The sequence below is a fragment of the Actinokineospora spheciospongiae genome, assembly GCF_000564855.1.
Taxonomy (GTDB): domain Bacteria; phylum Actinomycetota; class Actinomycetes; order Mycobacteriales; family Pseudonocardiaceae; genus Actinokineospora; species Actinokineospora spheciospongiae.
Genome location: NZ_AYXG01000031.1, coordinates 1 through 23563 on the forward strand (window position 1 = coordinate 1; position 23563 = coordinate 23563).

23 protein-coding genes, 1 other RNA gene and 1 pseudogene are annotated in these 23563 nt (G+C 74.4%); 7 read left to right on the forward strand and 18 right to left on the reverse strand.

Translation table 11 applies throughout. The annotated features are described in order from the left end of the window. The first annotated feature begins 229 nt into the window (after window positions 1-229). Together panB and pip are read left to right on the forward strand one after the other, a co-directional pair. The gene (gene panB / locus UO65_RS03985; protein ID WP_035278826.1) at window positions 230-1093 is read left to right on the forward strand and encodes a 3-methyl-2-oxobutanoate hydroxymethyltransferase; all 864 of its coding nucleotides are present in this window, start codon (window positions 230-232) and stop codon (window positions 1091-1093) included. 92 nt (window positions 1094-1185) lie between these two features. Then, window positions 1186-2136, forward strand: coding sequence for a prolyl aminopeptidase (gene pip / locus UO65_RS03990; protein ID WP_152551970.1), 951 nt, complete (start codon window positions 1186-1188; stop codon window positions 2134-2136). A 26-nt stretch (window positions 2137-2162) separates the two neighbouring features. Here the strand turns inward: pip and UO65_RS03995 are convergent, their stop codons facing one another. The 12 genes from UO65_RS03995 to rnpB form a co-directional block, all read right to left on the reverse strand. Beyond that, on the reverse strand, window positions 2163-2924 hold the full coding sequence (locus UO65_RS03995) for a helical backbone metal receptor (RefSeq protein WP_035278856.1): 762 nt from the start codon (window positions 2922-2924) through the stop codon (window positions 2163-2165). Between the two features lie 13 nt (window positions 2925-2937). Beyond that, on the reverse strand, window positions 2938-3606 hold the full coding sequence (npdG, locus tag UO65_RS04000) for an NADPH-dependent F420 reductase (RefSeq protein WP_035278857.1): 669 nt from the start codon (window positions 3604-3606) through the stop codon (window positions 2938-2940). A gap of 25 nt (window positions 3607-3631) precedes the next feature. Then, window positions 3632-5005, reverse strand: a complete 1374-nt coding sequence (locus UO65_RS04005; RefSeq protein ID WP_035278829.1) for an RNB domain-containing ribonuclease — start codon at window positions 5003-5005, stop codon at window positions 3632-3634. Between the two features lie 86 nt (window positions 5006-5091). Beyond that, a complete protein-coding gene (locus UO65_RS04010; protein ID WP_035278858.1) occupies window positions 5092-5292 on the reverse strand; it encodes a hypothetical protein in 201 nt (66 codons plus the stop codon). A 9-nt stretch (window positions 5293-5301) separates the two neighbouring features. After that, entirely contained in the window at window positions 5302-5748 is a 447-nt protein-coding gene (locus tag UO65_RS04015) for a hypothetical protein (RefSeq protein WP_035278831.1), read from the reverse strand. A gap of 9 nt (window positions 5749-5757) precedes the next feature. Next, window positions 5758-6765 (reverse strand): C40 family peptidase, encoded by a 1008-nt coding sequence (locus UO65_RS04020; protein WP_035278833.1) that lies wholly within the window; start codon window positions 6763-6765, stop codon window positions 5758-5760. Window positions 6766-6768: 3 nt separating this feature from the next. Continuing rightward, entirely contained in the window at window positions 6769-7386 is a 618-nt protein-coding gene (locus UO65_RS04025; RefSeq protein WP_035278835.1) for a hypothetical protein, read from the reverse strand. A gap of 3 nt (window positions 7387-7389) precedes the next feature. Then, window positions 7390-9408 (reverse strand): hypothetical protein, encoded by a 2019-nt coding sequence (locus tag UO65_RS04030; protein WP_052020651.1) that lies wholly within the window; start codon window positions 9406-9408, stop codon window positions 7390-7392. A gap of 103 nt (window positions 9409-9511) precedes the next feature. Continuing rightward, window positions 9512-12490: an ATP-binding protein gene (locus UO65_RS04035; RefSeq protein WP_035278837.1), complete on the reverse strand. Its 2979-nt coding sequence runs from the start codon at window positions 12488-12490 to the stop codon at window positions 9512-9514. Continuing rightward, complete coding sequence (locus tag UO65_RS33930) at window positions 12474-13061, reverse strand: hypothetical protein (RefSeq protein WP_035278838.1); 588 nt, start codon at window positions 13059-13061, stop codon at window positions 12474-12476. Before UO65_RS33930 ends, UO65_RS04035 begins: the two co-directional genes overlap by 17 nt. A gap of 22 nt (window positions 13062-13083) precedes the next feature. Beyond that, the gene (locus UO65_RS04045; protein ID WP_035278839.1) at window positions 13084-13368 is read right to left on the reverse strand and encodes a hypothetical protein; all 285 of its coding nucleotides are present in this window, start codon (window positions 13366-13368) and stop codon (window positions 13084-13086) included. A gap of 374 nt (window positions 13369-13742) precedes the next feature. Then, an RNA gene (gene rnpB, locus UO65_RS33010) (RNase P RNA component class A) lies at window positions 13743-14143 on the reverse strand. 217 nt (window positions 14144-14360) lie between these two features. On the opposite strand from rnpB, the gene ssuE reads away from it, so the two are divergent. Both ssuE and UO65_RS04055 read left to right on the forward strand, forming a co-directional pair. Further along, complete coding sequence (gene ssuE, locus UO65_RS04050; protein WP_035278841.1) at window positions 14361-14936, forward strand: NADPH-dependent FMN reductase; 576 nt, start codon at window positions 14361-14363, stop codon at window positions 14934-14936. A gap of 104 nt (window positions 14937-15040) precedes the next feature. Further along, complete coding sequence (locus tag UO65_RS04055; protein WP_084175289.1) at window positions 15041-16294, forward strand: ArsB/NhaD family transporter; 1254 nt, start codon at window positions 15041-15043, stop codon at window positions 16292-16294. A gap of 10 nt (window positions 16295-16304) precedes the next feature. On the opposite strand, the gene UO65_RS38895 is transcribed toward UO65_RS04055, so the two are convergent. The 6 genes and pseudogenes from UO65_RS38895 to UO65_RS04080 form a co-directional block, all read right to left on the reverse strand. After that, window positions 16305-17318 carry a histidine phosphatase family protein gene (locus tag UO65_RS38895; protein WP_219994282.1) on the reverse strand — a complete coding sequence of 338 codons (1014 nt, stop codon included), beginning with the start codon at window positions 17316-17318 and terminating at the stop codon, window positions 16305-16307. A gap of 306 nt (window positions 17319-17624) precedes the next feature. After that, window positions 17625-18014: pseudogene (locus UO65_RS37190) on the reverse strand (reverse transcriptase-like protein); the annotation flags it as partial. Between the two features lie 15 nt (window positions 18015-18029). Beyond that, a complete protein-coding gene (locus UO65_RS04065; protein WP_035278845.1) occupies window positions 18030-18767 on the reverse strand; it encodes a zinc ribbon domain-containing protein in 738 nt (245 codons plus the stop codon). Next, a complete protein-coding gene (locus UO65_RS04070; RefSeq protein WP_035278847.1) occupies window positions 18764-19603 on the reverse strand; it encodes a Nif3-like dinuclear metal center hexameric protein in 840 nt (279 codons plus the stop codon). Before UO65_RS04070 ends, UO65_RS04065 begins: the two co-directional genes overlap by 4 nt. Continuing rightward, window positions 19600-20631 carry an Rv2231c family pyridoxal phosphate-dependent protein CobC gene (gene cobC / locus UO65_RS04075; RefSeq protein ID WP_035278849.1) on the reverse strand — a complete coding sequence of 344 codons (1032 nt, stop codon included), beginning with the start codon at window positions 20629-20631 and terminating at the stop codon, window positions 19600-19602. The genes UO65_RS04070 and cobC overlap by 4 nt, the downstream gene beginning before the upstream one ends. A gap of 57 nt (window positions 20632-20688) precedes the next feature. Further along, window positions 20689-21144 (reverse strand): hypothetical protein, encoded by a 456-nt coding sequence (locus UO65_RS04080; RefSeq protein ID WP_063935880.1) that lies wholly within the window; start codon window positions 21142-21144, stop codon window positions 20689-20691. Between the two features lie 120 nt (window positions 21145-21264). Between UO65_RS04080 and UO65_RS04085 the strand changes: the two genes are divergently transcribed. The 3 genes from UO65_RS04085 to UO65_RS04095 are packed head-to-tail and all read left to right on the forward strand — an operon-like array spanning window position 21265 to window position 23463. After that, the gene (locus UO65_RS04085) at window positions 21265-21738 is read left to right on the forward strand and encodes a low molecular weight protein-tyrosine-phosphatase (RefSeq protein ID WP_267897634.1); all 474 of its coding nucleotides are present in this window, start codon (window positions 21265-21267) and stop codon (window positions 21736-21738) included. Then, window positions 21735-22607: a fructosamine kinase family protein gene (locus UO65_RS04090; protein WP_052020653.1), complete on the forward strand. Its 873-nt coding sequence runs from the start codon at window positions 21735-21737 to the stop codon at window positions 22605-22607. The genes UO65_RS04085 and UO65_RS04090 overlap by 4 nt, the downstream gene beginning before the upstream one ends. 43 nt (window positions 22608-22650) lie before the next feature. Then, entirely contained in the window at window positions 22651-23463 is an 813-nt protein-coding gene (locus UO65_RS04095) for an SURF1 family cytochrome oxidase biogenesis protein (protein WP_035278855.1), read from the forward strand. Window positions 23464-23563: the final 100 nt, after the last annotated feature.

Below are 23563 nucleotides of genomic sequence, written 5' to 3' on the forward strand. Positions count from 1 at the left end.
GACCGGGCTTTGAACAGCGGCACAGCCGAGCACATCCACCCACCCGGGCACACCCACCAAGATCCCGAGCGTGTCCCTCCGGCACCAAGGCGGAGCGCACCCATTGTGAGGTGGGCGACACGCGCTCGTCAGCCGGTGGTCGCGGTGTCACGCTGAGCGGGTAAAGCCATCCGCGCGAACCCGGGGACCTGCGCCGAAGCAGGCCACGAGGGAAGGACGGTCGACAGCGATGTCCGAGAACACTGAGGTCGCGGCCCCGTACGGGACCGGCACCGCACCGCGAGGGGCACAGCCCGCGAAGCGGGTCCGGGTCCACCACCTGCGGGAGCTCAAGCAGCGCGGCGAGCCGTGGCCCATGCTCACCGCCTACGACATGTACACCGCCGAGCTGTTCGACGAGGCGGGCATCCCCGTCCTGCTCGTCGGCGACTCGGCCGCGAACAACGTCTACGGGTACGAGACCTCCCTGCCGGTCACCGTCGACGAGTTGATCCCCCTGGTGCGGGCGGTCTCCCGGTCGGCGAAGCGGGCGCTGGTGGTCGCCGACCTGCCGTTCGGCTCCTACCAGGTCTCGGTGGAGCAGGCGGTGGCCACGGCGGTGCGGTTCATGAAGGAGGGCGGCGCGCACGCGGTGAAGCTGGAGGGCGGCGCGGCGTTCGCCCCGCACGTCCGGGCCATCACCACCGCGGGCATCCCGGTCATGGGGCACATCGGCTTCACCCCGCAGAGCGAGCACAACCTGGGCGGCTACCGCGTGCAGGGCCGCGGCGAGAACGGGGACTCCGTGGTCGCCGACGCGGTGGCGCTGCAGGCGGCCGGGGCGTTCGCCGTGGTGATGGAGATGGTCCCGGCCGAGGTCGCCAAGCGGGTCACGCACGAACTCGACGTGCCCACCGTCGGCATCGGCGCCGGACCGGACTGCGACGGCCAGGTGCTGGTGTGGCAGGACATGCTGGGCCTGCGCCGGGCCAAGGCGCCGCGGTTCGTCAAGCGGTACGCGGACCTGGCCGGTGTGGTGCTGGGTGCCGCCGAGCGGTTCGCCGCCGACGTGCGCGGCGGGGAGTTCCCCGGCCCGGAGCACGCCTTCCACTGATCCCGGTGCCGCGGCCCCGGTTCCCCGGGGTCGCGGCCCGGTTTGCGACTCGTCCGCCCCGGTGCCCGCCCGGGTAGGGCAGCATGTCCGGCATGCCTGCCGCCCTGTACCCCGCCATCGAGCCGCACGAGCACGGGATGCTGGACGTGGGTGACGGGCACCGGGTGTACTGGGAGGTCAGCGGCAACCCGGCGGGCAAGCCCGCGGTGGTGCTGCACGGCGGGCCCGGCGCCGGGACGAACCCGGTGCAGCGGCGGCACTTCGACCCCGCCGCCTACCGGATCGTGCTGTTCGACCAGCGCGGCTCCGGGCGCAGCACCCCGCACGTCGCCGACCCCGGGGCGGACCTGTCGGCGAACACGCTGTGGCACCTGGTGGCGGACGTGGAGCGGTTGCGCGAGCACTTGGGCGTCGAGCGGTGGCTGCTGTTCGGCGGGTCGTGGGGCTGCACGCTGGCGCTGGCCTACGCGGAGGAGTTCCCGGAGCGGGTCAGCGAGATCATCCTGCGCGGGGTGTTCCTGCTGCGCCCCCGGGAGCTGGACTGGCTGTACCGGGGCGGGGCGGGCGCGCTGTTCCCGGAGGCGTGGGCGAAGTTCCGGTCCCTGGTCCCCACCGGGGTGGACCCGCTGGTGGCCTACCACGACATGGTCTTCGGACCGGACGAGGCGACGCGCACCGCCGCGGCCACGGCGTGGAGCAACTGGGAGGGCTCGACGGTGTCGCTGCTGCCCGCGCCGGGGTTGATCGCGCAGTACGCCGAACCCCGGTTCGCGGTGGCGTTCGCCAGGGTCGCCCTGCACTACTTCGCCCACCGCGGGTGGCTGGCCGACGACCAACTGCTGGCGGGGGCGGGGAAGCTGGCGGGCATCCCGGGGCGGTTGATCCAGGGCCGCTACGACGTGGTGTGCCCGCCGGTGACGGCGTGGGAGCTGCGGCAGGCCTGGCCGGACTCGCGGTTGGCCTTGCTGCCCGGCGCCGGTCACGCCACGTCGGACCCCGGGGTGCTGGACGCGCTGCGGGAGGCCACCGACGAGTTCCGCTGACGCGGGTGGACGACTCCCCCGGGGGCTCAGGTGGTGCGCAGGGCCCGGGTGATGGCCTCGTCCAGGTGGTGGCGGGCTTCGACGAGGGAGGGGCCGTACCAGGTGAGGTGGCGGCCGACGACGAGGACCGGCGTCTTGCCGGGGAAGAAGGCGGGGCCGTCGGTGGGGGTGAACTCGTAGGGCTCATCGGGCAGGACCACCAGGTCGGTCGGGGCCGCGTTGAGGTCTTCAAGCGGTGGGCGCGGGTAGCGGTCGGGGTGGTCGGCGAAGGCGTTGTGGACGCCCAGGCGGTGCAGGACGTCGCCAGCGAAGGTGTCCCGGCCGAGGACCACCCAGGGTTTGCGCCAGACCGGGGTGACGGCCGTGGCGCGGTGCGGGGTGACCCGCGCCCACACCCGTTCGGCGGTGGGCAGCCAGTCCGGGACCGGGACGCGCAGGGCCTCGGTGAACAGGCGCCGCGCCGAGGCCAGGGCCATGGGGACGGTGGTCGGGGCCTCGGTCACCCAGACGGGGGTGCCCGCGGCGCGGAGTTCGGCGACGTCCTCGGGGCGGTTCTCCTCGGAGTTGGCGACGACCAGGTCCGGGGCGAGGTCGAGCACCGCGGCGACCGCGGGGTACTTGGAGCCCCCGACCCGCCGGAGGTCGAGGTCCGGCGGGTGGGTGCAGTAGTCGGTGGCGCCGACCAGGGTCCCGGTGGGGGCCAGGGCCTCGGTGAGCGAGGGGACCAGGCTGACCACCCGGCGGGGCGCGGCGGTCAGCGGGACCGGGGCGCCGAGGTCGTCGAGCACGTCGGAGCGCACCTCAGATGTCGGTGATGCGCAGGCCCGCGTGGGCCTTGTAGCGGCGGTTGATGGCGATCAGGTTGGCGGTGAGCGCCTCGACCTGGTGGGCGTTGCGGAGCCTGCCGCCGTAGACGCCGCGGAAGCCGGGGATGGTGTCGGCGAGGGCGCGGACGACGTCGGTGGCCTCGCGGTCGTCGCCGAGGACGAGGACGTCCATGTCCAGGTCGGTGATCGACAGGTCGGCCAGGGAGACCGCGGAGACGTGGTGGAAGGCGGCGGTGACCCGGGAGTCGGGCAGGACCTGCTCGGCCTGCTGGGCGGCGCTGCCCTCCTCGACGGGCAGGGCGAACGGGCCCTGCTTGTCGAAGCCGAGCGGGTTGACGCAGTCGATGACGATCTTGCCCGCGAGTTCGTCGCGCAGCGAGCCCAGCAGGTCGCGGTGGCCGTCCCAGGGGACCGCGACCAGCACCACGTCGGCGTCGGCGGCGCAGGCGGCGTTGTCCAGACCGGTGATGTGCTCCACACCCGCCAGCCCGCGCAGCTCGGCGGCGGCGGACTCGGCCCGGTCGGCGGCGCGGGAGCCGAGCACCACGGCGATGCCCGCGGCGGCCCAGCGCAGCGCCAAGCCCTTCCCCTGCGGTCCGGTGCCGCCGAGCACACCCACCTTGAGCTTGCTGACCTCGGTCACGTCCACGTCCCTCCGCAGTTGTCCCTCAGACGGTAGCGACCCGCTCGAACGACACCCGCCGTCGGTCCCGGTCGGCCTCGGTCAGGCGCACCCGGATGGTCTCCCCCTCGGGCAACCCCTCCCCCGCGCACCTGGCCAGCACCGGCGGGTCGGCGATGAACACCTCCGCCGAGTTCGCCTCCGCCCGCAGCACCACCGCGTCGAACCCGTCGCCGACCCGGTCGCCGAGGACCCAGGCCTCGACCTGGTCCAGGCAGGCCCGGTCGACCTTGGCGGCGAGCCCGTCGGAGGCCTCCATCTGCGCGGGCAGCCCGGGGAGGGCGGCCCTGACCCAGTCGGGGACGGGGTGGCCCGCGCAGGTGGCCAGGCAGACCTCGGTGGCGAACCGGTCCACCAGCCTGCGCAGCGGGGCCGTGACGTGCGCGTAGGCGGCGGCGACCCCGGCGTGGGTGGTGAGGGCGGGGGGTTCGCCGTCGAAGACGGTGTACCCGGCGCCGCGCAGCAACCGGGTGGCGTCCATGAACAGGGCCATGGCCTCGGGCCGCGCCGGGTCCAGGCCGCTGAGCAGCTCGGCGACGCCCACGCCCTCGGGCCAGTCGACGCCCAGGGCCTTCGCCGACCGCCGGAACCACTCGACCGCGCCGTCGTCGGGGTCGGGCAGGGTGCGCAGGACACCGATCCCGGCGTCGAGCATCATCTTCGCCGCGGCCATGCCGGTGAGCAGGGAGATCTCGGCGTTCCACGCGTCGACCTCGGTGCGGGGGCGCAGCGCCAGCCGCCAGCGGTCGCCGTCGGGTTCGACCTCCTGCTCGGGGAGCTGGAGTTCGACCGCGCCCCGCCTGATCGCGCTCGCCCGGCGGAGCCTGCCGATCTCGGGCAGCAGCTCGATGGCGGGGTGGCCGCGGTCGAGGGCGCTGTCGTAGTCGAGCTGCGCGGTGGAGCGGACCAGCGCCCGCTCGACGTGGGCGCCGGTGGGTTCACCGTCGTGGTCGAGGTCGATGGTCCACAGGGCGGCGGCGGTGTCCTGGCCGGGCAGCAGGCTCGCGGTGCCCTCGGACAGGACGGGCGGGTGCAGCGGCACCTTGCCGTCGGGCAGGTACAGGGTCTGGCCGCGGTGGCGGGCCTCGTGGTCCAGGGCGCCGTCGGGGTCGAGGAAGGCGCCGAGGTCGGCGATGGCGTAGTGGACGCGGTAGCCGGTGGCGGTGCGCTCCAGGGCCATGGCCTGGTCGAGGTCCTTGGCGCCGGGCGGATCGATGGTGACGAACGGGATGCCGGTGGCGTCGCGCCGGTCGAACCGGGGGCCGCGCGCCACCGCCTGCTCGGCCTCGGCCACCGCCGCGGGCGGGTAGTGGTCGGGCAACGCGAAATCGGCTCGGACGGCTGCGAAGTCCTCATCCACCCCCGAACCCTAACCCTTGTGGGTGAGCGGGGCCACGTCGTCGCGAGCGGCTGTGCCGGTGCGCGCGCACCGGCACAGCCGGGAGGTCAGTCTTCGGAGCTCCAGTTCCGGTCGGCCTTGTCCGCCGCCTCGGTGCGCTCCCTGGCGGTCTCCAGGGCCCGCTCCGCGCTCGCGCGGTCGGGGTAGGGGCCGAGGCGGTCGATCGCCTTGCCGACCTCGCCGTGCTCCACCTGGTTGGTCTTGGTGTTGTAGTACCAGCCCGGATCGGGGTTGTTGTCCTTCGCCATGTCGTCCACCTAACTCCAGCCGGGGGCCTGCTGCATGGGGATGCCGCGGGGCGGGGTGTCCTGGTTGGCGTTCTGGTGCTGCCCGGGGATCGGGTCCAGGCAGGACACCAGCACCGTCTGGTTCTCCGGGTCCTCGATGCGCCTGCCGTTGCGCTCCCGGTAGACCAGGTCACCGTCCACGTCGATCTCGACGAAGCAGCCGACCTCGGCCAACTGGTCCTCGTCCAGGTCGACCAGGCGCTCCCGGCGGGACGGGACGACCCGGTACTCCGGCCAGCTCAGGTGGGCGTAGACCTGGTGGAACTCGTGCATCAGGTGGGCCATCTGCTGCTGCCAGGGCAGGGGCATGGCCTCCGCCAGCGAGCGGGGCAGGACCACGTACCCCTGGCTCACACCGGGTTTGCGGGACGACTCCAGGTAGTCGCGCAGGGGGTTCCGGGGATCGGGGTTGTACATGTCGACTCCTCACACACCGGGGCGGACGGCCTGGTTCACCAGCTCGCCCTCGGTGAACTTCACCGGTCGGATGTGGACCGGGACACCGGTCTGCTGGGCCTCGACGATCTTGCCGTCGCCCAGGTACATGGCCACGTGGTGGATGGTCCTGGGGTCGCTCTCGTCGGTGGCCCAGAACAGCAGGTCGCCGGGCTGGGCCTGTTCCAGCGGGAGCATGGCGCCCGCGTAGTACTGCTCGCGGGACGTGCGCGGCAGTTGGATGCCCGCGGCGCGGTAGGACTGGAGCATGAGGCTGGAGCAGTCGTAGGAGTTCTGCTGGTCGGTCAGCGCCCCCCACACGTACGGCTTGCCCTGCTGCCCGAGCGCCCACTGGATGGCGTTGCCCGCGGCGGCGGTGGGCGCGGGCAGCAGCAGCGCGCCGACGCCCTGGCCGCAGCCGGTGAAGTTGGCGACCTGGCCGACGCTGCCGATCAGGTGGGCCGCCATGGCCTCCCACCGGTGGTAGCGGTCGGGGAAGGCCGAGCGCTCCACGTCCTGGGCGGAGTCGCCGGGGCGCTGCCCGTCCCAGCCGGGGACCTCCAGCAGGACGTCGTAGAACTTGTTCACCGCGTAGGTCGGGTTGGTGACCTCCTCGACCGAGCCCCAGCCCATCGACGGGCGCATCTGGAAGATGCCCTGGGAGTCGCGGTCGCCGTAGCGCAGGCTGCGCAGGCCGGACTCGGTCATGCCCGCCTGGATGGCCACCTGCCAGGCCAGCGGCGGCAGGCCGCGCTGCTTGCCGATGGACACGATCAGCGCCGCCGTGCCGCGCTGCTCGTCGGTCAGCCGGGCCACGTCGCCCTCACCGGAGCCCGCCGGGCCGGTGGTGGTCGGGCCGAGGCTGGCGTTGCAGGAGGCCAGCCGCACCTGGTTGGCGGCCTGCTCGGTCTGGTTGACGACCGTGTTGAGCACGCCGGTGCCCACGACCACGGCCACCACGGCCGCGGCGGCCGTGCCCGCGATCAGCGTCCCCCGCATGGCTCAGCCCTCCTGCTGCTCGTAGTTGGCGACCCGCCAACCGGCACCGGTGTCGATGACGGTCAGCTTCAGCGTGCCACCGTCGGTGGGCACCTCGGCCTCGACCGACTTCGGGAACGACCGCACCGCCTTCGGTTCCCCGGTCAGCCTGCTCGCGGGGACGTTGGCCGGGTCGACCGACCGCATCACCGGCAGGTACTCCTCGGTGGTGTACGGGCGCAGGCCCTCCAGCCACTCCGCGTTGGTGATGCCGCTGGGGTGGGTGACCCACTTCTCGACCCACTTGCGCGCCGTCTCCAGCGCCTGCGGGGCCGGGGCCACCGAGGTGGGGGTGCTGGGCGGGGCGGTGATGCGGGTCTGGGTGATGGTCGCGGTGGGGCCGCCGGACTCCGGCAGCGGGGCCGGGGTGGCGGAGGGGACCGCGGAGGCGGCCGCAGCGACCGGGTTGCGCGGGTCGGGCGCGCTCTTGCGGCCGACCAGGCCGGGCAGCACGGCGCCGATCGCCACCACCACGAGGACCCCGATGACCGCGGCCACCGCGAGGTGCCTGGGCGAGCGCAGCGGCCAGCCCCACAGCTTGCGGTAGACCGCGGCCCGGCCGCGGTTGGTGCGGATCGGCACGGGTCACCTCACCACCGTGTCGGTCCCGAGCGGACCGTCGTTGAGCGGCAGCCGCCGCGGCGGGCCGTCGGGGGCGACCTCCAGGCCGCGCGAGGGCCGGTAGACCACGTGCACGGGCCTGCCCTGGACCATCTCGACCTCGGCGGCCTTGGGTGCCGGGGTGAGCGCGGGCGCGGGTTCGACCGGTCCGAAGTCGTTCCCACCGGTGACCATGGACGGGACGACCACCGAGTCCTCGCCGCGGTCCCAGCCGCGGTCGGCGACCGGGACGGTGTCGACGGTGCGGCTGCCCCCGCCGCCGAGCACGACCCGGGTGCCGGGGGTGCCGCGGCCGGGGCTGACGACCAGTTCGCCGGACTCCGCGCCGGAGGGGCCCAGCAGCGGCTGCGAGCCGCCGATGGCCGCCTGCCGGGCGCGGGTGTCCATCCGCTGCGCGGTGGCGGTGACCGGGTTGCTGGCCTCGGGCCGGGGCCTGCGCCCGCCGCCCGCGGGGACCAGCGCGTCGCGCTCGGCGGCCTCGCCGTCGCGGACGGTCTCCCAGAACTCGTCCTGCGGGGTGGGGCCCTCGTGCTTGCCGCGGCGGAAGCGGGAGAAGATCCCCGACCCGGCCGCGGGCATCGACGCGCCCGCCGCGCCGACGGAGAGCTCCAGCATCTGCCACATCCGCCGCATCGGGCGGCCGACCAGGAAGAACACCAGGGTGACCGCCGCGGCCAGCAGCATCTGCGTCAGCAGCGACAGCTTGGCGCCCGGGGAGAAGATCAGCTCCAGGAACTTGAAGTGCACCCCGGCCAGCATCGCCAGCACCAGCACGTTGAGCACCACCGCGCCGACGGCCCGGCCGACCTTGCGCAGGATGTCGTGGTGGATCAGCGCGACCAGGCCGATGATCGGCGCGGTCAGCGCCAGGATGCGCAGCAGCAGCTGGGCCAGCAGCACCGCCAGCTTGGCGAAGAGCTGGAACAGCGAGTACACGATCGACTGGAACAGCGCCAGGATGCCCGCGCCGGTGCGGCTGCCGTCGGTGCCCTTGAAGTAGCCGGTGGCCGGGCCCAGCTCGGTGGCGATCTGCTTGTAGTCGGCCTTCTTGGCCTGCTCGGCGGCGTTGTCGGCGTCCTTGCCGGTGACCACGTCGTCGCGGGTCCAGGCCTGCGCGGCGAGCAGCCGGGGGCCGTACTTCTGCGCCTGCGGGGAGTCCGGGGCGCCGAACTCGCCGCGCGCCCAGTTCTCGTAGACGACCTTGTTGTGCAGCTCGGTCGGCAGGACGTGCCGGACGACCCGGTCCTCCTGCGGGTCGACGAAGCCCGCCTGGATGCCGGTGGTGGTGCGCACGATCAGGTCGTCGATCCGGTCGTAGTTGCTCACCAGCACCGCCGAGGACGCCGCCAGCCACATGCCCGCCAGCGCGAACAGGGCGCGCTTGCTGACCGTGGCCAGGTCGCCCTTCCAGATCTGGCGGAACATCAGGATCGCCAGGACCAGCATGAAGATGCTGAACAGCTGGGTGTAGATGTTGTCGAAGACGGCGTCGGCGGCCTTGCCGATCTGCTCGTTGAGCCCGCCGAGGACACCGCCGGTGAGCAACGTGTAGTGCAGGGAGTTCGTGGCGCCGACGATGTTCTTGGCGACGTTGAACAGCTCGTTGCCGACCCAGGTGTCGATGGTGGCGCCGGGGTCGCTGACGCCGCTGGGCACCAGGCCGCCGCAGGACTCGTCGTAGACGTGCCAGACCATGCCCGCGTAGGCGTAGGTGATGTACGGGCTGCCCGCCTCGCCGTTGCCCTGCGGGGGGTCGAGCGCGCCGACCATGCCCGCGCCGGGGCGCTCCGGGTTGGGCACGCAGCTGTTGGCGTCCTGGGCCATCGCCGGGCTGCCGAGCAGCGCCTGGAACGCGACGATCCCGGTGACCAGCACCAGCGCGGCCTTGCGGCCGGGGTGCGCGGTGCGGCGGATGCCGGAGACGAGGACCCCGCGCAGCTTGACCAGCGCCGCCAGGGCGACCAACACCAGGACCGTGATCATCAGGCGTCCACCAACCCCAACGGACTCGGGTGACCGGGCACAAACTTGATCAAAATAGCCAACCGCCCCGGGTCGGCGACAGGCTTGTCCCCCTCTTGCGCGCTCACGCCGCGTCCTCGCGGCCGTGCTTCTTCTTCGGCTTGTCGCCGCTGCCCTGGTCACCGTCACCGTCAGTGCCGTTGTCGCCGTCGCCGACGACCAGGGTGCCCTCCAGGGCGCCCGCGTCGAGGTAGTCGTCCTCGGTGAGGCCCAGTTCGAACTCCGCCGCCCGCTCGAATTCCTCGTCGCTGGGCATGGTGGCCCCGTCGACGGCGACGAAGTCGAACTCGCTGGGGATCTCCGGGGCGTGCGGCAGCGCGGCCTCGGGCAGCGCCGCGCGGGCGGTGGTGGAGTCGCGCTGGCCGTCCGGGGTGGTGTCCATGACCGTGCGCAGGTGGTCGAGGTGGTTGCCGGACAGGTCGATGCGGATGCGCTCCACCCCGCCCGCGCCGTCGCCGAAGATGAACTGCCGGGGGGCGGTGTCGCGCTCGGTGCCGCGCTGCCCGCCGGGGCGGCGGCCGAGACCGGCCACCACCTGCTCGTACCCGGCGCCGATCGGGACCTTGAGCAGGCGCAGCGCGTCGGCCTGGGCCTGGTCGTCGTCGAGGCGGCCGATGAAGACCGAGTCGAGCAGTGTCACGAAGCCCTGGATCTTGAGGAAGTCGGCCGGGATCTGGCTCGACAGCAGGACGCGCACGTTCCACTTGCGGGAGTCGCGGGCGAAGCGGTTCATCAGCACGCGGCCGGTGGGGACCTCGGAGAGGAAGAACGCCTCGTCGATCCACACGCCCTTGCGCATGTCCTTGGGCTTCTCGTAGATGGAGCGCTGGGTCAGCCAGGCGGCCAGGTTCAGCATCTCCACGCCGAGCGCCTCGGCGTCGGTCCAGTGCTCGCGGGCCACGCCGTCCTTGGGCAGGGTCAGGCCCGCCATGGTCAGCACGGTCATCCGGTCGTCGCGCTGCTCGTCGTAGGGGTCGGCGCCGCGCTCGGGGATGAGCAGCGACATCCGCTCCTTCATCTCGTCGAGGAAGTCGGCCACCACGATGGCGTGCTCGCGGTGCTCGCTGGCGTCGCGGCGCAGCGCGTCGAACACCAGGCTGGGGTCGGCGTCGGCCCGGCCGCCGACGGTGCGGACCGCGCGCAGCAGCACGATCCGGCTCTGCGGCAGCTTGGCCACCTCGTAGGGCAGCAGGCCGGAGAGCACGTCGAGGACCAGGCGGCGGCGGGTCGCGGCGGCCAGCGCCTTCTCCCGGCGCCAGGCGCGCTCGGGGTCCTCGTCGTCGAGGAAGTGGTCGAGCTTGGGCTCGGCCACCACCCGGTACGGGTTGAGGATGCCCGCCTGGGCGTTGAGCAGGTTGATCGGCCGCGCGTAGGGCCGCAGCTCGGGCAGGTCGCAGAGCCGGGCCAGCGGGCCGGACGGGTCGAGGATCGTCCAGTGCGCCCCGGCGCGCAGCGTCTTGTAGACGATGCCGCCGCCGAGGAAGGACTTGCCGCCGCCGAGCCCGGCGACCATGGCGGTCAGGCCGGAGGCGTCCCGGATCTCCTGGGCCATCCACGGGTCCCAGGCCACCGGGCGCCGGGTGGCGGTGCAGGTCTCGCCGAGCAGGATGCCGCGCCGGTCGCCGACCTCGGCGGTGGCGGTGGGCACGGCCGAGGCCGCCCAGATCACCGAGCCGCGGCGCAGGTAGGCGCTGGAGGCCAGCGGCTCGCCGGGGATGAACTCCCTGGCCAGGGCGTACTGCGCCTCGGGGTGCTCGATGGCGACCTTGGGCTTGTACAGGTCGAGCAACTGCTGGGCCAGCCGCAGCGAGTCGCGCTCGGTGGGGCCGGAGACGGCCAGCCGCCACCAGGAGCGGACCCGGGTGGCCAGGGCGGTGAAGCCCGAGGTCATCTCGTCGTCGATCTCCAGCACCCGGCTCGCCTGGCGGGCCAGCGACTGCGGCGGCTCCAGCTCGTGCTCGTCGGTGTAGTGCTTGACCTGCGAGCGGACCTTGTTCATCTGCCGCTGGAGTTCGCCCTGGACCTCCTCCGGGCGGCGCACGTAGATGCGCGCGGACCACTCCACGGATGCGGGCAGCCGGTCGCTGCGCTGCACCCACGGGTCGTCGATCTCCGGGATGGTCAGGCCGTGCATCATGCCGACGGTCAGCACGGTGACGTGCCGGGTCACCCCGGCGTTGGACCCGGTGCGGCCGCGCACGGTGACCGTGGGGGCGTACGGGTCCTGGTGGAAGTCGGCGGCGTCGGTGAAGCTGGCCAGGTCCTCCGGCTCCCAGGCCGCGCCGGGCACCGCGGGCATGTTGCGCGGCGCGGGCAGCCCCAGCGAGCACGAGCGGTGCATCAGCCAGGACATCTCCTCGGCGGTGGCCGGGCGGCCCTCCAGGCCCGAGGAGCCCACCACCTGGTCGAGGTGCTCGACCTCGGACTCGATCGCCATCAGCTCGGCGTCCACGGCGTCCGGGAACACCTTGCGCAGCAGCGGCGCGGCCCGCTCGACGGCCCGGTCGACCACGTTGCGGGTCTGCACCTGCACCCCGAGGTAGACCTCCTTCTCGGCCATGGAGCGGCCCAGGAGCTGCTGCTGCTCGCCGACGAGGTAGTCGTCGAAGCTGAGCGCGCCGGGCACGTCCGGCAGCCGGTTCACCGCGTTGTGCACGTGCGCCTCGGCCCACATGCGGATCGGGTACGGCCGGGTGGTGACCCGCAGGTGCATCCACCGGCCCGCCAGCTCCGCGTACTGGCCCGCGATGGCGGCGATGAGGTCCTGGCGCTGCGAGTCCGACCGGAACGACCAGCGCTGCGGACCCAGCCGGTACCAGGCGAACACGTCGCCGCCGGTGCGCAGCAGGTGCCCGTCGATGGAGCGGGCGGCGATCTCCGGGGTGTAGCTGGGCAGGCCGCTCTCGCCGGGCAGCCGCTTGCCGCGCTTGCGCGCCTGCGCCTGCCCGTAGCGGCCCGGCTCCTGCCCCCGGCCTCGGTCCTGCGGATGTCCCGCCGGGTACGGAGCGAGTGCCCCCCGCTCGCCCTTACGGCGTCCGAACACCGCTGACCTCCCTGTTCCCGCGCTTGGCGCGGCTCCGGGCGCGGGCCTTCTCGGCGCGGCGCCTCTGCTTCTCCCGCTTCTTGTCGGCCCGCCCGTCCCGGGGGGCCGCCACCCGCCCGTCCTGGGGCGCCGCCACCTGCGCGTCCCGGGGGGCCATCGCCGCCCGCCCGCTCGGGGGGGCCGCCCGCCGGGTCCGCTGCCGGTCCCGCCTGCGCGGGATCTCCGAGCGAATCCGCACGGCGGACGCGGTGACCGCCCCGCCCTGGCCGGTGGCGGTCTCCCTGGGGGCGGTCAGCTCGCGCACCCACATGGTCAGCACGGCGCCGAGCGGGCGCTCGTGGCTGATCCGGGAGCAGATGACCATGGTCAGCGCCACGGTGCCCACCATGCCCCAGGCGAAGGACCAGAACAGGCCGATGCCGAGGTTGCGCAGCACCGTCAGGACCAGCAGGAACACGACCGTGCCCACGCCCCACGCCACGTACCGGGCGCGCCAGGGGAAGGTGGCCTTGGGCGGGCCGAGCCAGACGGCGTCGACCCGGTAGACCTCGTCGTCGGTGCGAATCCGCACGTCAGTTCACCGGGACCTTCGCTCAGCCGCCGGTGAACAGGCCGGCGATCCAGCGGCCGATGCCCTCGCCCGCGTTGGTGACCGCGAGCCCGACGATCGCCAGGGCCACGATCACGCCGCCGAGGCGGCGCATCACGCCCGCGTTGTCACCCTTGCCGCCGCCGAGCCACAGCAGCAGCAGCGCGACGACGAGCAGCAGCAGGGGGATGACGTTGTCGAGAATCCACGTGCGCAGGCCACCGGTGTCGACTTTCGTCGATTCCTGCTGGGCCAGTTCCACGAGGGCGGAGAGGGTGGGGGTGGTCATGTCGATCTCCCAAGTGCGCGGAAGCGGTTGTGTGATCGGGGGCGTGGTGCTCCTGCGCGGCAGGTCTCTGCTGTGCCCGTCGAGTACAGCACGAAAGGCACATGATTGTCATTACAAAGGGTAGCTACCGAGCAGCGTTCCGTAGGCTCAATCCACCCTCCTGGTGCCGTGCGCCTGATATCTGACCACACCCATCATCATCCGGGGAGGGCTGGTGACACCCCCGGAGGACCCGAAAATTCGGGCGATCATGAGGTTTCACCCGCTTGCGGGAGTCGCGCTCACAGCGAGTGTGGGAAGTCACAGCCCATTCTTCCGTCACTCTCAGACGGGGTTACTCCGATCGGTGTACCACCGATCGGAGTAACCCGACGCGGGCGAGCCGGCGTGTAAGCCGGATTCTGTACCGGGGCTCGCGCCCCGGTGGCGACCATCCATCTGGGCCTGCCGTCGCCGACAGGCTCGTGCGGCCTACCCGCAGACTCGGGCGGGCAGCCCTCGGGCGTCTGCGCAGGGGCCCCTCGCGGGACCCCCTCTTGGCCTTGCTCCGGGTGGGGTTTACCGAGCCACCCCGGTCACCCGGGGTGCTGGTGGTCTCTTACACCACCGTTTCACCCTTACCCGGCCGCTCGGGTTCCCCCGACCGACCGGGCGGTCTGTTCTCTGTGGCACTTTCCCGCGGGTCACCCCGGGTTGCCGTTAGCAATCACCCTGCCCTGCGGAGTCCGGACTTTCCTCGACGGGGATCACCCGCCGCGGCCGCCCGGCCGACTCGCCCGCGACGACGAGGATACGGCGTCCGACCACCGGCCTCCACGTCCCATTCCGTGGGCGGCGTTGAGGCCGGTCAGCGGGGCTGCTCTACTCCCGGTCATGTCCGGTGACCGCCTCCTCACCCGGCGCAGGCACGTGGACCTCCACCGCCTCGCCGGGGGCGTCTGTCCGCGCGGCCGAACCAGCGCCAGACAGCCACCTTCCTGGAGGAGACCACCGTGGGGACCATCGTTCTCGTGTCCGGCAGCCCGTCGGCCACCGCGCGGCCCGGCATCGTCGTCACGCACACCGAAACAGCACTGCGGGCGGCCGGGCACACCGTGACCACCGTGCGGGTCCGCGACCTGCCCACGGTCGCCCTGCTCGCCGAGGACCACCGCGACCCGCGGATCGGCGCGGCCCTGGCGGCGGTGCAGGCCGCGGACGGGCTGGTCGTGATCAGCCCGGTCTACCGGGCGGCCTACAGCGGCCTGGTGAAGTCCCTGCTCGACCTGCTGCCCAGCGGCGCGCTGGCGGGCACGGCGGTGCTGCCCCTGGCCACCGGCGGCACCCAGGGGCACCTGGTGGCCCTGGACTTCGTGCTCCGGCCGCTGCTGTTCGCCATGGGCGCCACCCGGGTCCTGCCCGGCCACTTCGTCCCCGACCGCATGATCACCCCGGAGGACGAGGGCGGCGTGGAGACGGGGACGATCCTCCCGCTGGCCGCCGCCGCCCTGACCGACGTGCTGATCTCGTTCACCGACTCCCTGCGCCGCCCCCGCACCACCCACACCACGGCCACCCTCACCGGCTGACCGCCGCGGCCCGCCCACCGCGAGCCGCCGGCCGGGAGCCGCGAGCCCGACGGCCGTTCCGGGGCCACCGCCGCACCCGGCGGCGGAGCGGTTAGCGTCGCGCCGTGCTCAGTGGTGCGGTGGCGGCCTGCGTGGCCTTCGGGTTGCTGGGGGCGGTCCTGGCGTTCGCCGTCGGGCGGCCGAGGGGGTGGCCGGAGGCGGTGGCCGCGGTCCCCGCCGCCGGGATCGCGCTGGCGCTGGGGCTGGTCGAGCCGGGGGCGGCGTGGGCGCGGACCGCGGAACTGGGCGACACGGTGCTGTTCCTCGCGGCGGTGCTGCTGGTCGCGCACCTGGCCGACGTCGACGGGGTGTTCGGGTGGGTGGGGGCCCGGGTGGGGAAGGCGTGCCGGGGCGAGCCGCGGCGGCTGCTGGGGCTGTCGTTCGGGGCCGCGGCGGTGACCACGGCGGTGCTGAGCCTGGACGCGACCGTGGTCCTGCTGACCCCGGTCGTGCTGGCCACGGCGGCGGGGCTGGGGGTGCGGGCCCGGCCGCACGCGTACGCCTGCGCGCACCTGGCCAACTCCGCCTCGACGCTGCTGCCGGTGTCGAACCTGACGAACCTGCTGGCGTTCGGGGCGAGCGGGCTGGGTTTCCTGGGCTTCGCGGGGCTGATGGTGGGCCCGTGGGTGGTGGCGGTCGCGGTGGAGTTCGCGGTGTTCCGCTGGTTCTTCGCCGGCGACCTGGAACGGGGTGGGGTGCGGGAAGCGGCCGAGCCGGGGCCCGCGCCACGGTTCGCGCTGGGGGTGCTCGCGGTGATGCTGGTCGGGTTCTGCGCGGGTCCGCTCGTGGGGGTCGCGGCGGTGTGGGTGGCGGTCGCGGCGGCGGTGGTGCTGGGCGGGCGGGGGCTGGTGACCCGGGCGGTGACGGTGCGGGCGGTGGTGGGGGCGTGCGCGCCGCTGCTGTGCCTGTTCGTGGTGGCGCTGACGGTGGTCGTGGAGGCGGTGGCCGAGCACGGGGGGCGGGACCTGCTCACCGCCGTGCTGCCCGGCGATGGGTCACTCGGCGGGGAGTCGCTGCCCACCCTGCTCGGGGTGGCCGCGGTCGCGGCGGTGGCGGCGAACCTCGTCAACAACCTGCCCGCGACGCTGATGCTGCTGCCGGTGCTCGGCCCGCACCCCGGCGTCCTGCTGGCCATGCTGCTCGGGGTCAACATCGGCCCGAACCTGACCTACGCCGGTTCCCTGGCCACCCTGCTGTGGCGGCGGGTGCTGGCGGGCACCGGCGTCCGGACCACGGCGCGCGAGTTCACCGCGCTGGGGCTGCTGACCGTGCCGCTGTCGCTCACCCTGGCCGTGGTCGCGCTGTGGCTGGCGCTCTGAGCCCCGCCGGTCAGACCAGGTGCGAGATGTCGTTGACCAGTCGCACCGAGGCGTTGCCGTCGGGGTAGAACTCGGCGATCGACAGCGACGCCAGGTCCAGGTGCAGGCGGAAGAGGATCGACGGGCCGACGTCGAGGGCCAGCCGTAGCAGGCCCTTGATCGGGGTCACGTGGCTGACCACCACCACGGTCCGGCCCGCGTACCCGGCCAGGACGCGGTCGCGGGCCCGGGTGACCCGCTCGTGCACCACGTCGAAGCTCTCCCCACCCGGCGGGGGCACGGCGGTGTCGGACAGCCAGCGGCGGTGCAGGTCGGGGTCGCGCTCGGCGGCCTCGGTGAAGGTCAGGCCCTCCCAGCCGCCGAAGTCGGTCTCCACCAGCTCGTCGAGGACCACCACCGAGCCCCCGGTGGCCTCGGCGACGGCCCGGGCGGTCTGGCGGGTGCGCCCCAGGGGGGAGCTGAGGATCGGGGTGTCCGCGTCGACGCCGTCGAGCGCGGCGATCCGGCGGCCCGCCGCGGCGGCCTGCGCCTCGCCGAGGGCGGTGAGGGCGACGTCGCCGCGGCCGGAGTAGCGGCGGTCCACCGACATGGCGGTCTGGCCGTGGCGCAGCAGCAGCACCTTGGTGGGGGTGCCGAGCGCGCCGGTCCAGCCTGCGGGCGAGGACCGGGCGGGCCCGGTGGCCACCCGCGCGGCCGGGCCGCCACCCGCGCCCGGGGCAGCGGCGGACTCGGTTGGCTCGGCGGGCTCGGTGGTCGGAGCGGCGGCGGAGGTGCCCGCCGGAGCGGACGAACCGGCCGGGGTCGCCGGGTCCGCGGCCGTGGGCACGGCGGACCGGGCCGACGCGGCGACAGGTGCCACCGGCGCGGCGAACAGGCCCGCGGCGCCCGCGGAAGCCGCGGCGCCCGCAGGAACCCCAACGCTCGCAGAGGCCGCGCCGGTCACGGAAGCCGCAGGAGCCGCATCGCCCGCCGAAGCCCCACCGGCCTCGGGGGCCACAACGCCCGTGGAAGCCGCGCCGGTCACGGAGGCCGCACCCGCAGAAGCCGCAGTGCCCGTGGAGGCCGTGCCGGTCGCGCCCGTGGAGGCCGTGGCGCCCGCAGGGGTCGCGCCGGTCGCAGGGGGCGCGCCGGTGGAGGGCGCAGAGTCTGTGGAGATCGCAGAGTCTGTGGAGGTCGCGCCCGTGCCACCCGTGGGGGCCGCAGCGCCCGCGGTGGCAGGTGATCCGGTGGGCGCCGTGCCGTTCGCGGCGGTGGGGGTGGTCGTGTGCGCGTCCTCGGGGGCCGCCGCGGTGTTCCCGGGGAGCGCGGCGGTGCGGGAGACGGGGGTGCCGTCCATGGCCTGGTTGGCCAGGCGGTCGGCGTGGGTGTTGTCGGCGCGGGGAATCCAGGTGAAGGTGACCGACCGGAAGCCGCGGGTGAGGGCGCGGGCCTCGTCGGCCAGTGGGCGCATCGCCGGGTGCTTGACCTTCCAGCGGCCGGACATCTGCTCGACCACCAGCTTCGAGTCCATCCGGACCTCGACGGCGCCCGCGCCGAGGTCGGCCGCGGCGCGCAGGCCCGCGATGAGGCCGCGGTACTCGGCCACGTTGTTGGTGGCCACCCCGATCGCCTCGGCGCGCTCGGCCAGGACGGTGCCGCCGGGGCCGAAGACCACCGCGCCGTAGCCCGCGGGCCCCGGGTTGCCCCGGGACCCGCCGTCGGCCTCCACGCTGACGCGCACCGGTTCCCCCACCGGCTACACGCCCGACTCGGCGGTGCGGACGAGGATCACACCGCACTCCTCGTGCTCGACGACCTCATCGGCGGGCGACTCCTTGATCAGTGACAGCTCGCGGCGGTCGATCTCGAGCTGGCAGGAGCCGCAGCGGCGGGCCCGCAGCAGGGCCGCGCCGATGCCGCGGGCGGCGCGCTTGCGCTCGTAGAGGGCCAGCAGCCCCGGCGGGATGCCGGGCACGACCTTGGCCCGCTCGGCGTCGCGGCGGGCCTGGTTGGTGTCCAGGTCGGCCAGGTTCTCGTCGCGGCGGGCGGTGACCTCGGCCAGCCGCTGCTCGGCCTCGGCCAGTGCGACCCCCGCGTGCTGGGCGTCCATCCCGATGGCCTCGCGGCGCTCCATCAGCTCGAGCAGGTCGTCCTCGAGGACCGACCGGCGGCGCTTGAGGGTGGCCAGCTCGTGCTCCACGTCGGTGAGCGCCTTGCTGTTGAGGGTGCCGCCCGCCATCAGCTTGCGGTCGCGCTCCTCGCGGGCGCGCACGGCGTCGATCTCCTTCTCCTGCCTGGCGACCTCGCGGTCGAGGTCGTCGAGCTGGGTCTGCACGCCGACGCGCGCGTCGGCGCGGGCGCGCACGGCCTGCTCGGCCGCGGTGATCTCGGCCAGCTCCGGCATGGACGTGCGCCGGTGGTGCACGCGGCCGAGTTCGGCGTCGACCTCGGCGAGGTCGAGCAGTCTGCGCTGGGCGGCGGGATCGGCTTTCACCCGGTGGACCTCCCGGTCGGGGTAGGGGCGCCTGCGGCCTGAACGGTCCAGGGATCGGTGCGGCGCGTGGAGACGGTGGTGACGACCGTACCGCCGAGCGCGGTGCGCAGGACGCCCGCCGCCTGCTCGCACCACGGCCACTCGCTGGCCCAGTGCGCCACGTCGACCAGGGCGGGCCCCGCCCCGGCCGCCAGGTGCTCGCCCGCGGGGTGGTGGCGCAGGTCGGCGGTGACGTACGCGTCGACCCCGGCGGCGGTCGCGGCACCGAGGTAGGAGTCGCCCGCGCCGCCGGAGACGGCCACCCGACGCACCGGTCGGTCGGGGTCGCCCGCGCCCCGCACGCCGCCCGCGGTGGCGGGCAGCGCCCGCGCGACCCGCTCGACGAACGCGGCGAACGGCTCGGCCGCCGCCAGCTCGCCGACGCGGCCGATGCCGGTGCGCCCGTCGGCGTTGGCGCTCAGCGGCCCGGTGACGGTGAGCCCGAGGGCGTGCGCGAGCGCGTCGGAGACCCCGGGGTCGGCGGAGTCGGCGTTGGTGTGCGCGCAGAACAGGGCGACGCCCGCGCGCACCATCCGATGCACGAGCCTGCCCTTGGGCGTGTCGGCGCCCACCCCGTGCACGCCCTTGAGCAGCAGCGGGTGGTGGGCGACGAGGAGCTGCGCGCCCAGCTCCACCGCCTCGTCCACAGTGGACTCGACCGGGTCGACGCAGACCAGCGCGCGGGTCAGCTCCTGCGCCGGGTCGCCGCAGACGAGCCCGACCGCGTCCCACCCCTCGGCCAGCGCGGGCGGGTAGGCCGCCTCCAGCGCGGTGATGGCGTCGGCGACCGTGGTCACAGCAGTACCTCCTGGTGGGCGCGGACGGCGGCGAGCAGCGGCGAGCACTCGGCGGGCGCGCGCACCGCGACCCGGACGTGGTCGGGTCCGAGCCCGGGAAAGGTGTCGCCCCGGCGCACCGCGATCCCGGCGGCCCGCAGCGCGGCCCGCAGCCCCACCGGGACCGTCAGCAGCAGGAACGGCCCGGCGGCGGGCCCGTGCACGGTGATGCCGGGGATCTCCCCCAGCGCCCGCTCCAACTGCCGCCGGTGGGTGGCGACCACCGCGGCGTCGCGCTGCGCCTCGGCCACCGCGTGCGGCTCGGAGCAGGCCGCGACCGCCTCCAGGACAAGGGTGCCCACCGGCCACTGTGGACGGCCGTGGGTCAGCCGGGCGAGCAGGCCGGGCGGCCCGAGCGCGTACCCGGCGCGCAGGCCGGGCAGCGCCCAGGTCTTGGTGAGGCTGCGGAACACCAGGACACCCGGCTCACCGGTGAGCGTCTCGGGCTCGCCGGGGACCGCGTCCATGAACGCCTCGTCCACCAGCAGCACCCGCCCCGGCCGGGCCAGGGAGGCGAGGGTGCGGGCGGGGTGCAGGGTCGAGGTCGGGTTGGTCGGGTTGCCCACCACGACCAGGTCGGCCTCCTCGGGGACGCGCTCGGGGTGCAGGGCGTACCCGTCGGCGGGGTCGAGCAGGACGTGGTGGACGGGGACACCGGCGTCGCGCAGGGCCACCTCGGGCTCGGTGAAGGAGGGGTGCACGAGCGCGGCCAGGCGGGGGCGCAGGTTCGGCAGCAGCGCGAACCCCTCGGCGGACCCGTTGAGGACGACCACCTCGTCGGCGGCGCGGCCGTGCCGGTCGGCCACCGCCCGCCGGGCCGCGCGGTCGTCGGCCGCGGAGGGGTAGGTGCCGATCCGGTCGAGCGCCCCCACCAACCGCGCCCGCAACCACCCGGGCGGCCCGCTGCCGCGCACGTTCACGGCGAAGTCGAGCAACCCGGGCTCGGCGTCCACGTCCCCGTGGTGCCGCAACCCACCTGTCCCATCCACGCCCGCGAGTCTAGGGCGGAGCCCCGATCAGTGCGCCCGTCTGTCCACAGGCCGCCGTCACGCCTTCTTGAACACCGAGCACCCGGAGATCTCGATCAGCTCGCCCGCCTTGATCGTGATGGTCACCGGCCCCTCGCTCAGGCCGTTGTCGAGGATGTTCGAGCCGTCGGCGGACTTGCGCGCCCAGTAGCACATCGACCCGGCCGGGCCGGGGCTCTTGTACTTGCCGGGCTGGACGTCCACGCCCACCTCGTACGTGCCCACCGTGAACTCGACCGCGGGCCCCGGGGGCGGAGGGGGCGTCACGGTGACGGTCACCGTCGAGACGGTGGTGGCGGTCGAGGTGATCGTCTCGGTCACCGTGGTGACCACCTCGCGGGTCAGCGGTTCGGGGGCGCTCGCCGCCGCCGCGTCCCGCGACGCGACCCCCGCGGCGGCGCCGATCGTGACGACGACGGCCAACCCCGACGCGCCTGCGGCGACCCAGGGCCACCCCGTCCACTGTGATGCCATCAGTCGCCTCTCCCGGTTGTGCCCGACGTCACCTGCTTCGCCGACCGATCCGACGCCGTTACGCCGTTCACCGGGATGGCGGACGCGGTGGGCGGCAGGCGCGGTTGGGAGACTGGTGGGGTGACGCACCAGCCCTTGCACATCAGCTTCGTCTGCACCGGGAACATCTGCCGCTCCCCCATGGCCGCGCTGGTCTTCGCCGAGCACGTGCGGCGGGCGGGGCTGGCCGGGCGGGTGCGGGTGAGCAGTGCCGGGACCGGGGACTGGCACGTCGGCGACGGGGCGGACCCGCGAACGGTGCGGGTGCTGGTCGGCGGGGGTTACCCGGGGGAGCACGTGGCGGCCGTGGTCGGGGACGAGCACCTCGGTGCCGACCTGCTGGTGGCGATGGACTCCGGGCACGCGCGGGCGCTGCGGCGGCTGGTTCCCGACCCGGAGCGGGTGGTGCTGATGCGCGACTTCGACCCGGGCGCCGGGAGTGACCGGGACGTGCCGGACCCGTACTACGGCGGGGACGACGGGTTCGACGAGGTGCTGGCGATGGTGGAGGCGGCGGTGCCCGGCCTGCTGGCGTGGGTCCGGGAGCGGCTGTGACCGGGGGCCGCGCGGAGGGGCCCGCGGGTGGGGTCGCGGCGGGGGCGGTCGAGGAGCTGGTGGGCGTCGGGGTCACCGGGGTGCACGGGATCGGGGCGTCGGTGTTCGAGGTGGACCTCGACGGCGGTGGGGTGGTGGTGGCGAAGTTCCACGCGGCGGCGGGGAAGGCCGGGGTGGAGGCGCACGGGTTGCGGTGGCTGGCCGAGCCGGGGGCGGTGGCGGTCCCGGAGGTGCGCGGGGTGGACGGGCACTGGCTGGTGATCGACCAGGTGGAGCCGGGCGCCCCCTCGGCCGCGGCGGCGGCGGAGCTGGGGCGGGGGCTGGCCCGGTTGCACGCGGCCGGGGCGGGGGCGTTCGGGGAGGGACCCCGGGAGTCGTGGATCGGGAACCTGCCGATGGCGTGCGTGGTCGGGCAGCGGTGGCCGGAATGGTTCGCCGAGCACCGCATCCGGCCGTACCTGCGGCTGGCGGTCGACCGGCGGGCCCTCAGCCCGGCGCAGGCGGCCCCGGTGGAGGCGGTCTGCGCGCGGATCGAGGAGGTGGCCGGGCCCGCCGAGCCGCCCGCGCGGCTGCACGGGGACCTGTGGAACGGGAACGTGCTCTGGGACCGGCACGACCGCCCCTGGCTGATCGACCCGGCCGCGCACGGCGGGCACCGCGAGTCCGACCTGGCGATGCTGGCGCTGTTCGGTTGCCCACACCTCGACCGCGTCCTCGCCGCCTACGACGAGGCGGCGCCGCTGGCCGCCGGGTGGCGCGACCGGGTGGCGTTGCACCAGCTCTTCCCGCTGCTCGTGCACGTCGTGCTGTTCGGGGCCGGGTATGCCGGGCAGACCGCGGCGGCGGCCCGGCGGGTCCTGGCGACCTGACCTCGCGGGAACCCCGCACCGCACCCTGGCATACCGTGGTGGGGTGCGGTTGAGGTTGCTGCTGCGCCCAGGGTGGCTGCTGTTGGCTTTCGTCGTGGTCGTGTTCGCCGCGGCGTGCTTCACGCTGCTCGCACCCTGGCAGTTCGAGCGCAACGCCGAGCGGGAGGCGACCAACGCCGCCCTGGAATCCTCGACCGGGGCCGACCCCGCCCCCCTCGACGACGTGCTGCCCGCCGGGGCGGCGCCCGGTCCGGCGACCGAGTGGCGGCGGGTGACCCTGCGCGGGCAGTACCTCACCGACGCCGAGGCGGTGGCGCGGCTGCGCACCGTGCAGGGCAACGCCGCGTTCGAGGTGCTCACCCCGTTCCGCCTGCCCGACGGCTCCACCGTGCTGGTCGACCGCGGGTACGTCCGCCCGGTCGGCGGCATCCGCGTCCCCGGGTTCGCCCCCGCGCCCGAGGGCACCGTGGACCTGGTGGCCCGTGTGCGGGTCGACGAGCGGGACCCGCAGGGCAGGCCCGCCTTCGAGGACGCCACCACCGACGGGCACCGGCAGGTCTACGCCGTGGACTCCCGCGCGGTCGCCGACGCGGCCGGGCTGGCGCTGCGACCCGGGTACCTGCAGCTCGAGGACGGGTCACCCGGGGTGCTGTCGGCGCTGCCGCTGCCGCTGATGGAGGCGGGGCCGTTCTTCTCGTACGCGCTGCAGTGGATCGCCTTCGGGGTGATGGCGCTGCTGGGGCTGTTCTACTTCACGTGGCGGGAGGTCAAGCCCGGTGGGGCGTTGGCCGAGCCCCGGCCGCGCAGGCTGTCGGTGGCCGAGCAACTGGCTGAGGACGAGTACAGCCGGGCTTAGGCGGCGCGGTGTTTCCCGAACCGCCCCAGCTCCTCGAAGCCCGGTTGTTTGGTGGGTGTGCCCGGGTGGGTGGATGTGTTTGGCCGGGGCCCCTATGGCG

Coding starts and splice junctions, on each gene's coding strand:
- UO65_RS04020 (WP_035278833.1), bottom strand. CDS start 6,765: ATGCGGGGGACGCTGATCGCGGGCACGGCCGCCGCGGCCGTGGTGGCC.
- UO65_RS04015 (WP_035278831.1), bottom strand. CDS start 5,748: ATGTACAACCCCGATCCCCGGAACCCCCTGCGCGACTACCTGGAGTCG.
- UO65_RS04080 (WP_063935880.1), bottom strand. CDS start 21,144: ATGGCATCACAGTGGACGGGGTGGCCCTGGGTCGCCGCAGGCGCGTCG.
- UO65_RS04030 (WP_052020651.1), bottom strand. CDS start 9,408: ATGATCACGGTCCTGGTGTTGGTCGCCCTGGCGGCGCTGGTCAAGCTG.
- UO65_RS04010 (WP_035278858.1), bottom strand. CDS start 5,292: ATGGCGAAGGACAACAACCCCGATCCGGGCTGGTACTACAACACCAAG.
- pip (WP_152551970.1), top strand. CDS start 1,186: ATGCCTGCCGCCCTGTACCCCGCCATCGAGCCGCACGAGCACGGGATG.
- panB (WP_035278826.1), top strand. CDS start 230: ATGTCCGAGAACACTGAGGTCGCGGCCCCGTACGGGACCGGCACCGCA.
- UO65_RS04045 (WP_035278839.1), bottom strand. CDS start 13,368: ATGACCACCCCCACCCTCTCCGCCCTCGTGGAACTGGCCCAGCAGGAA.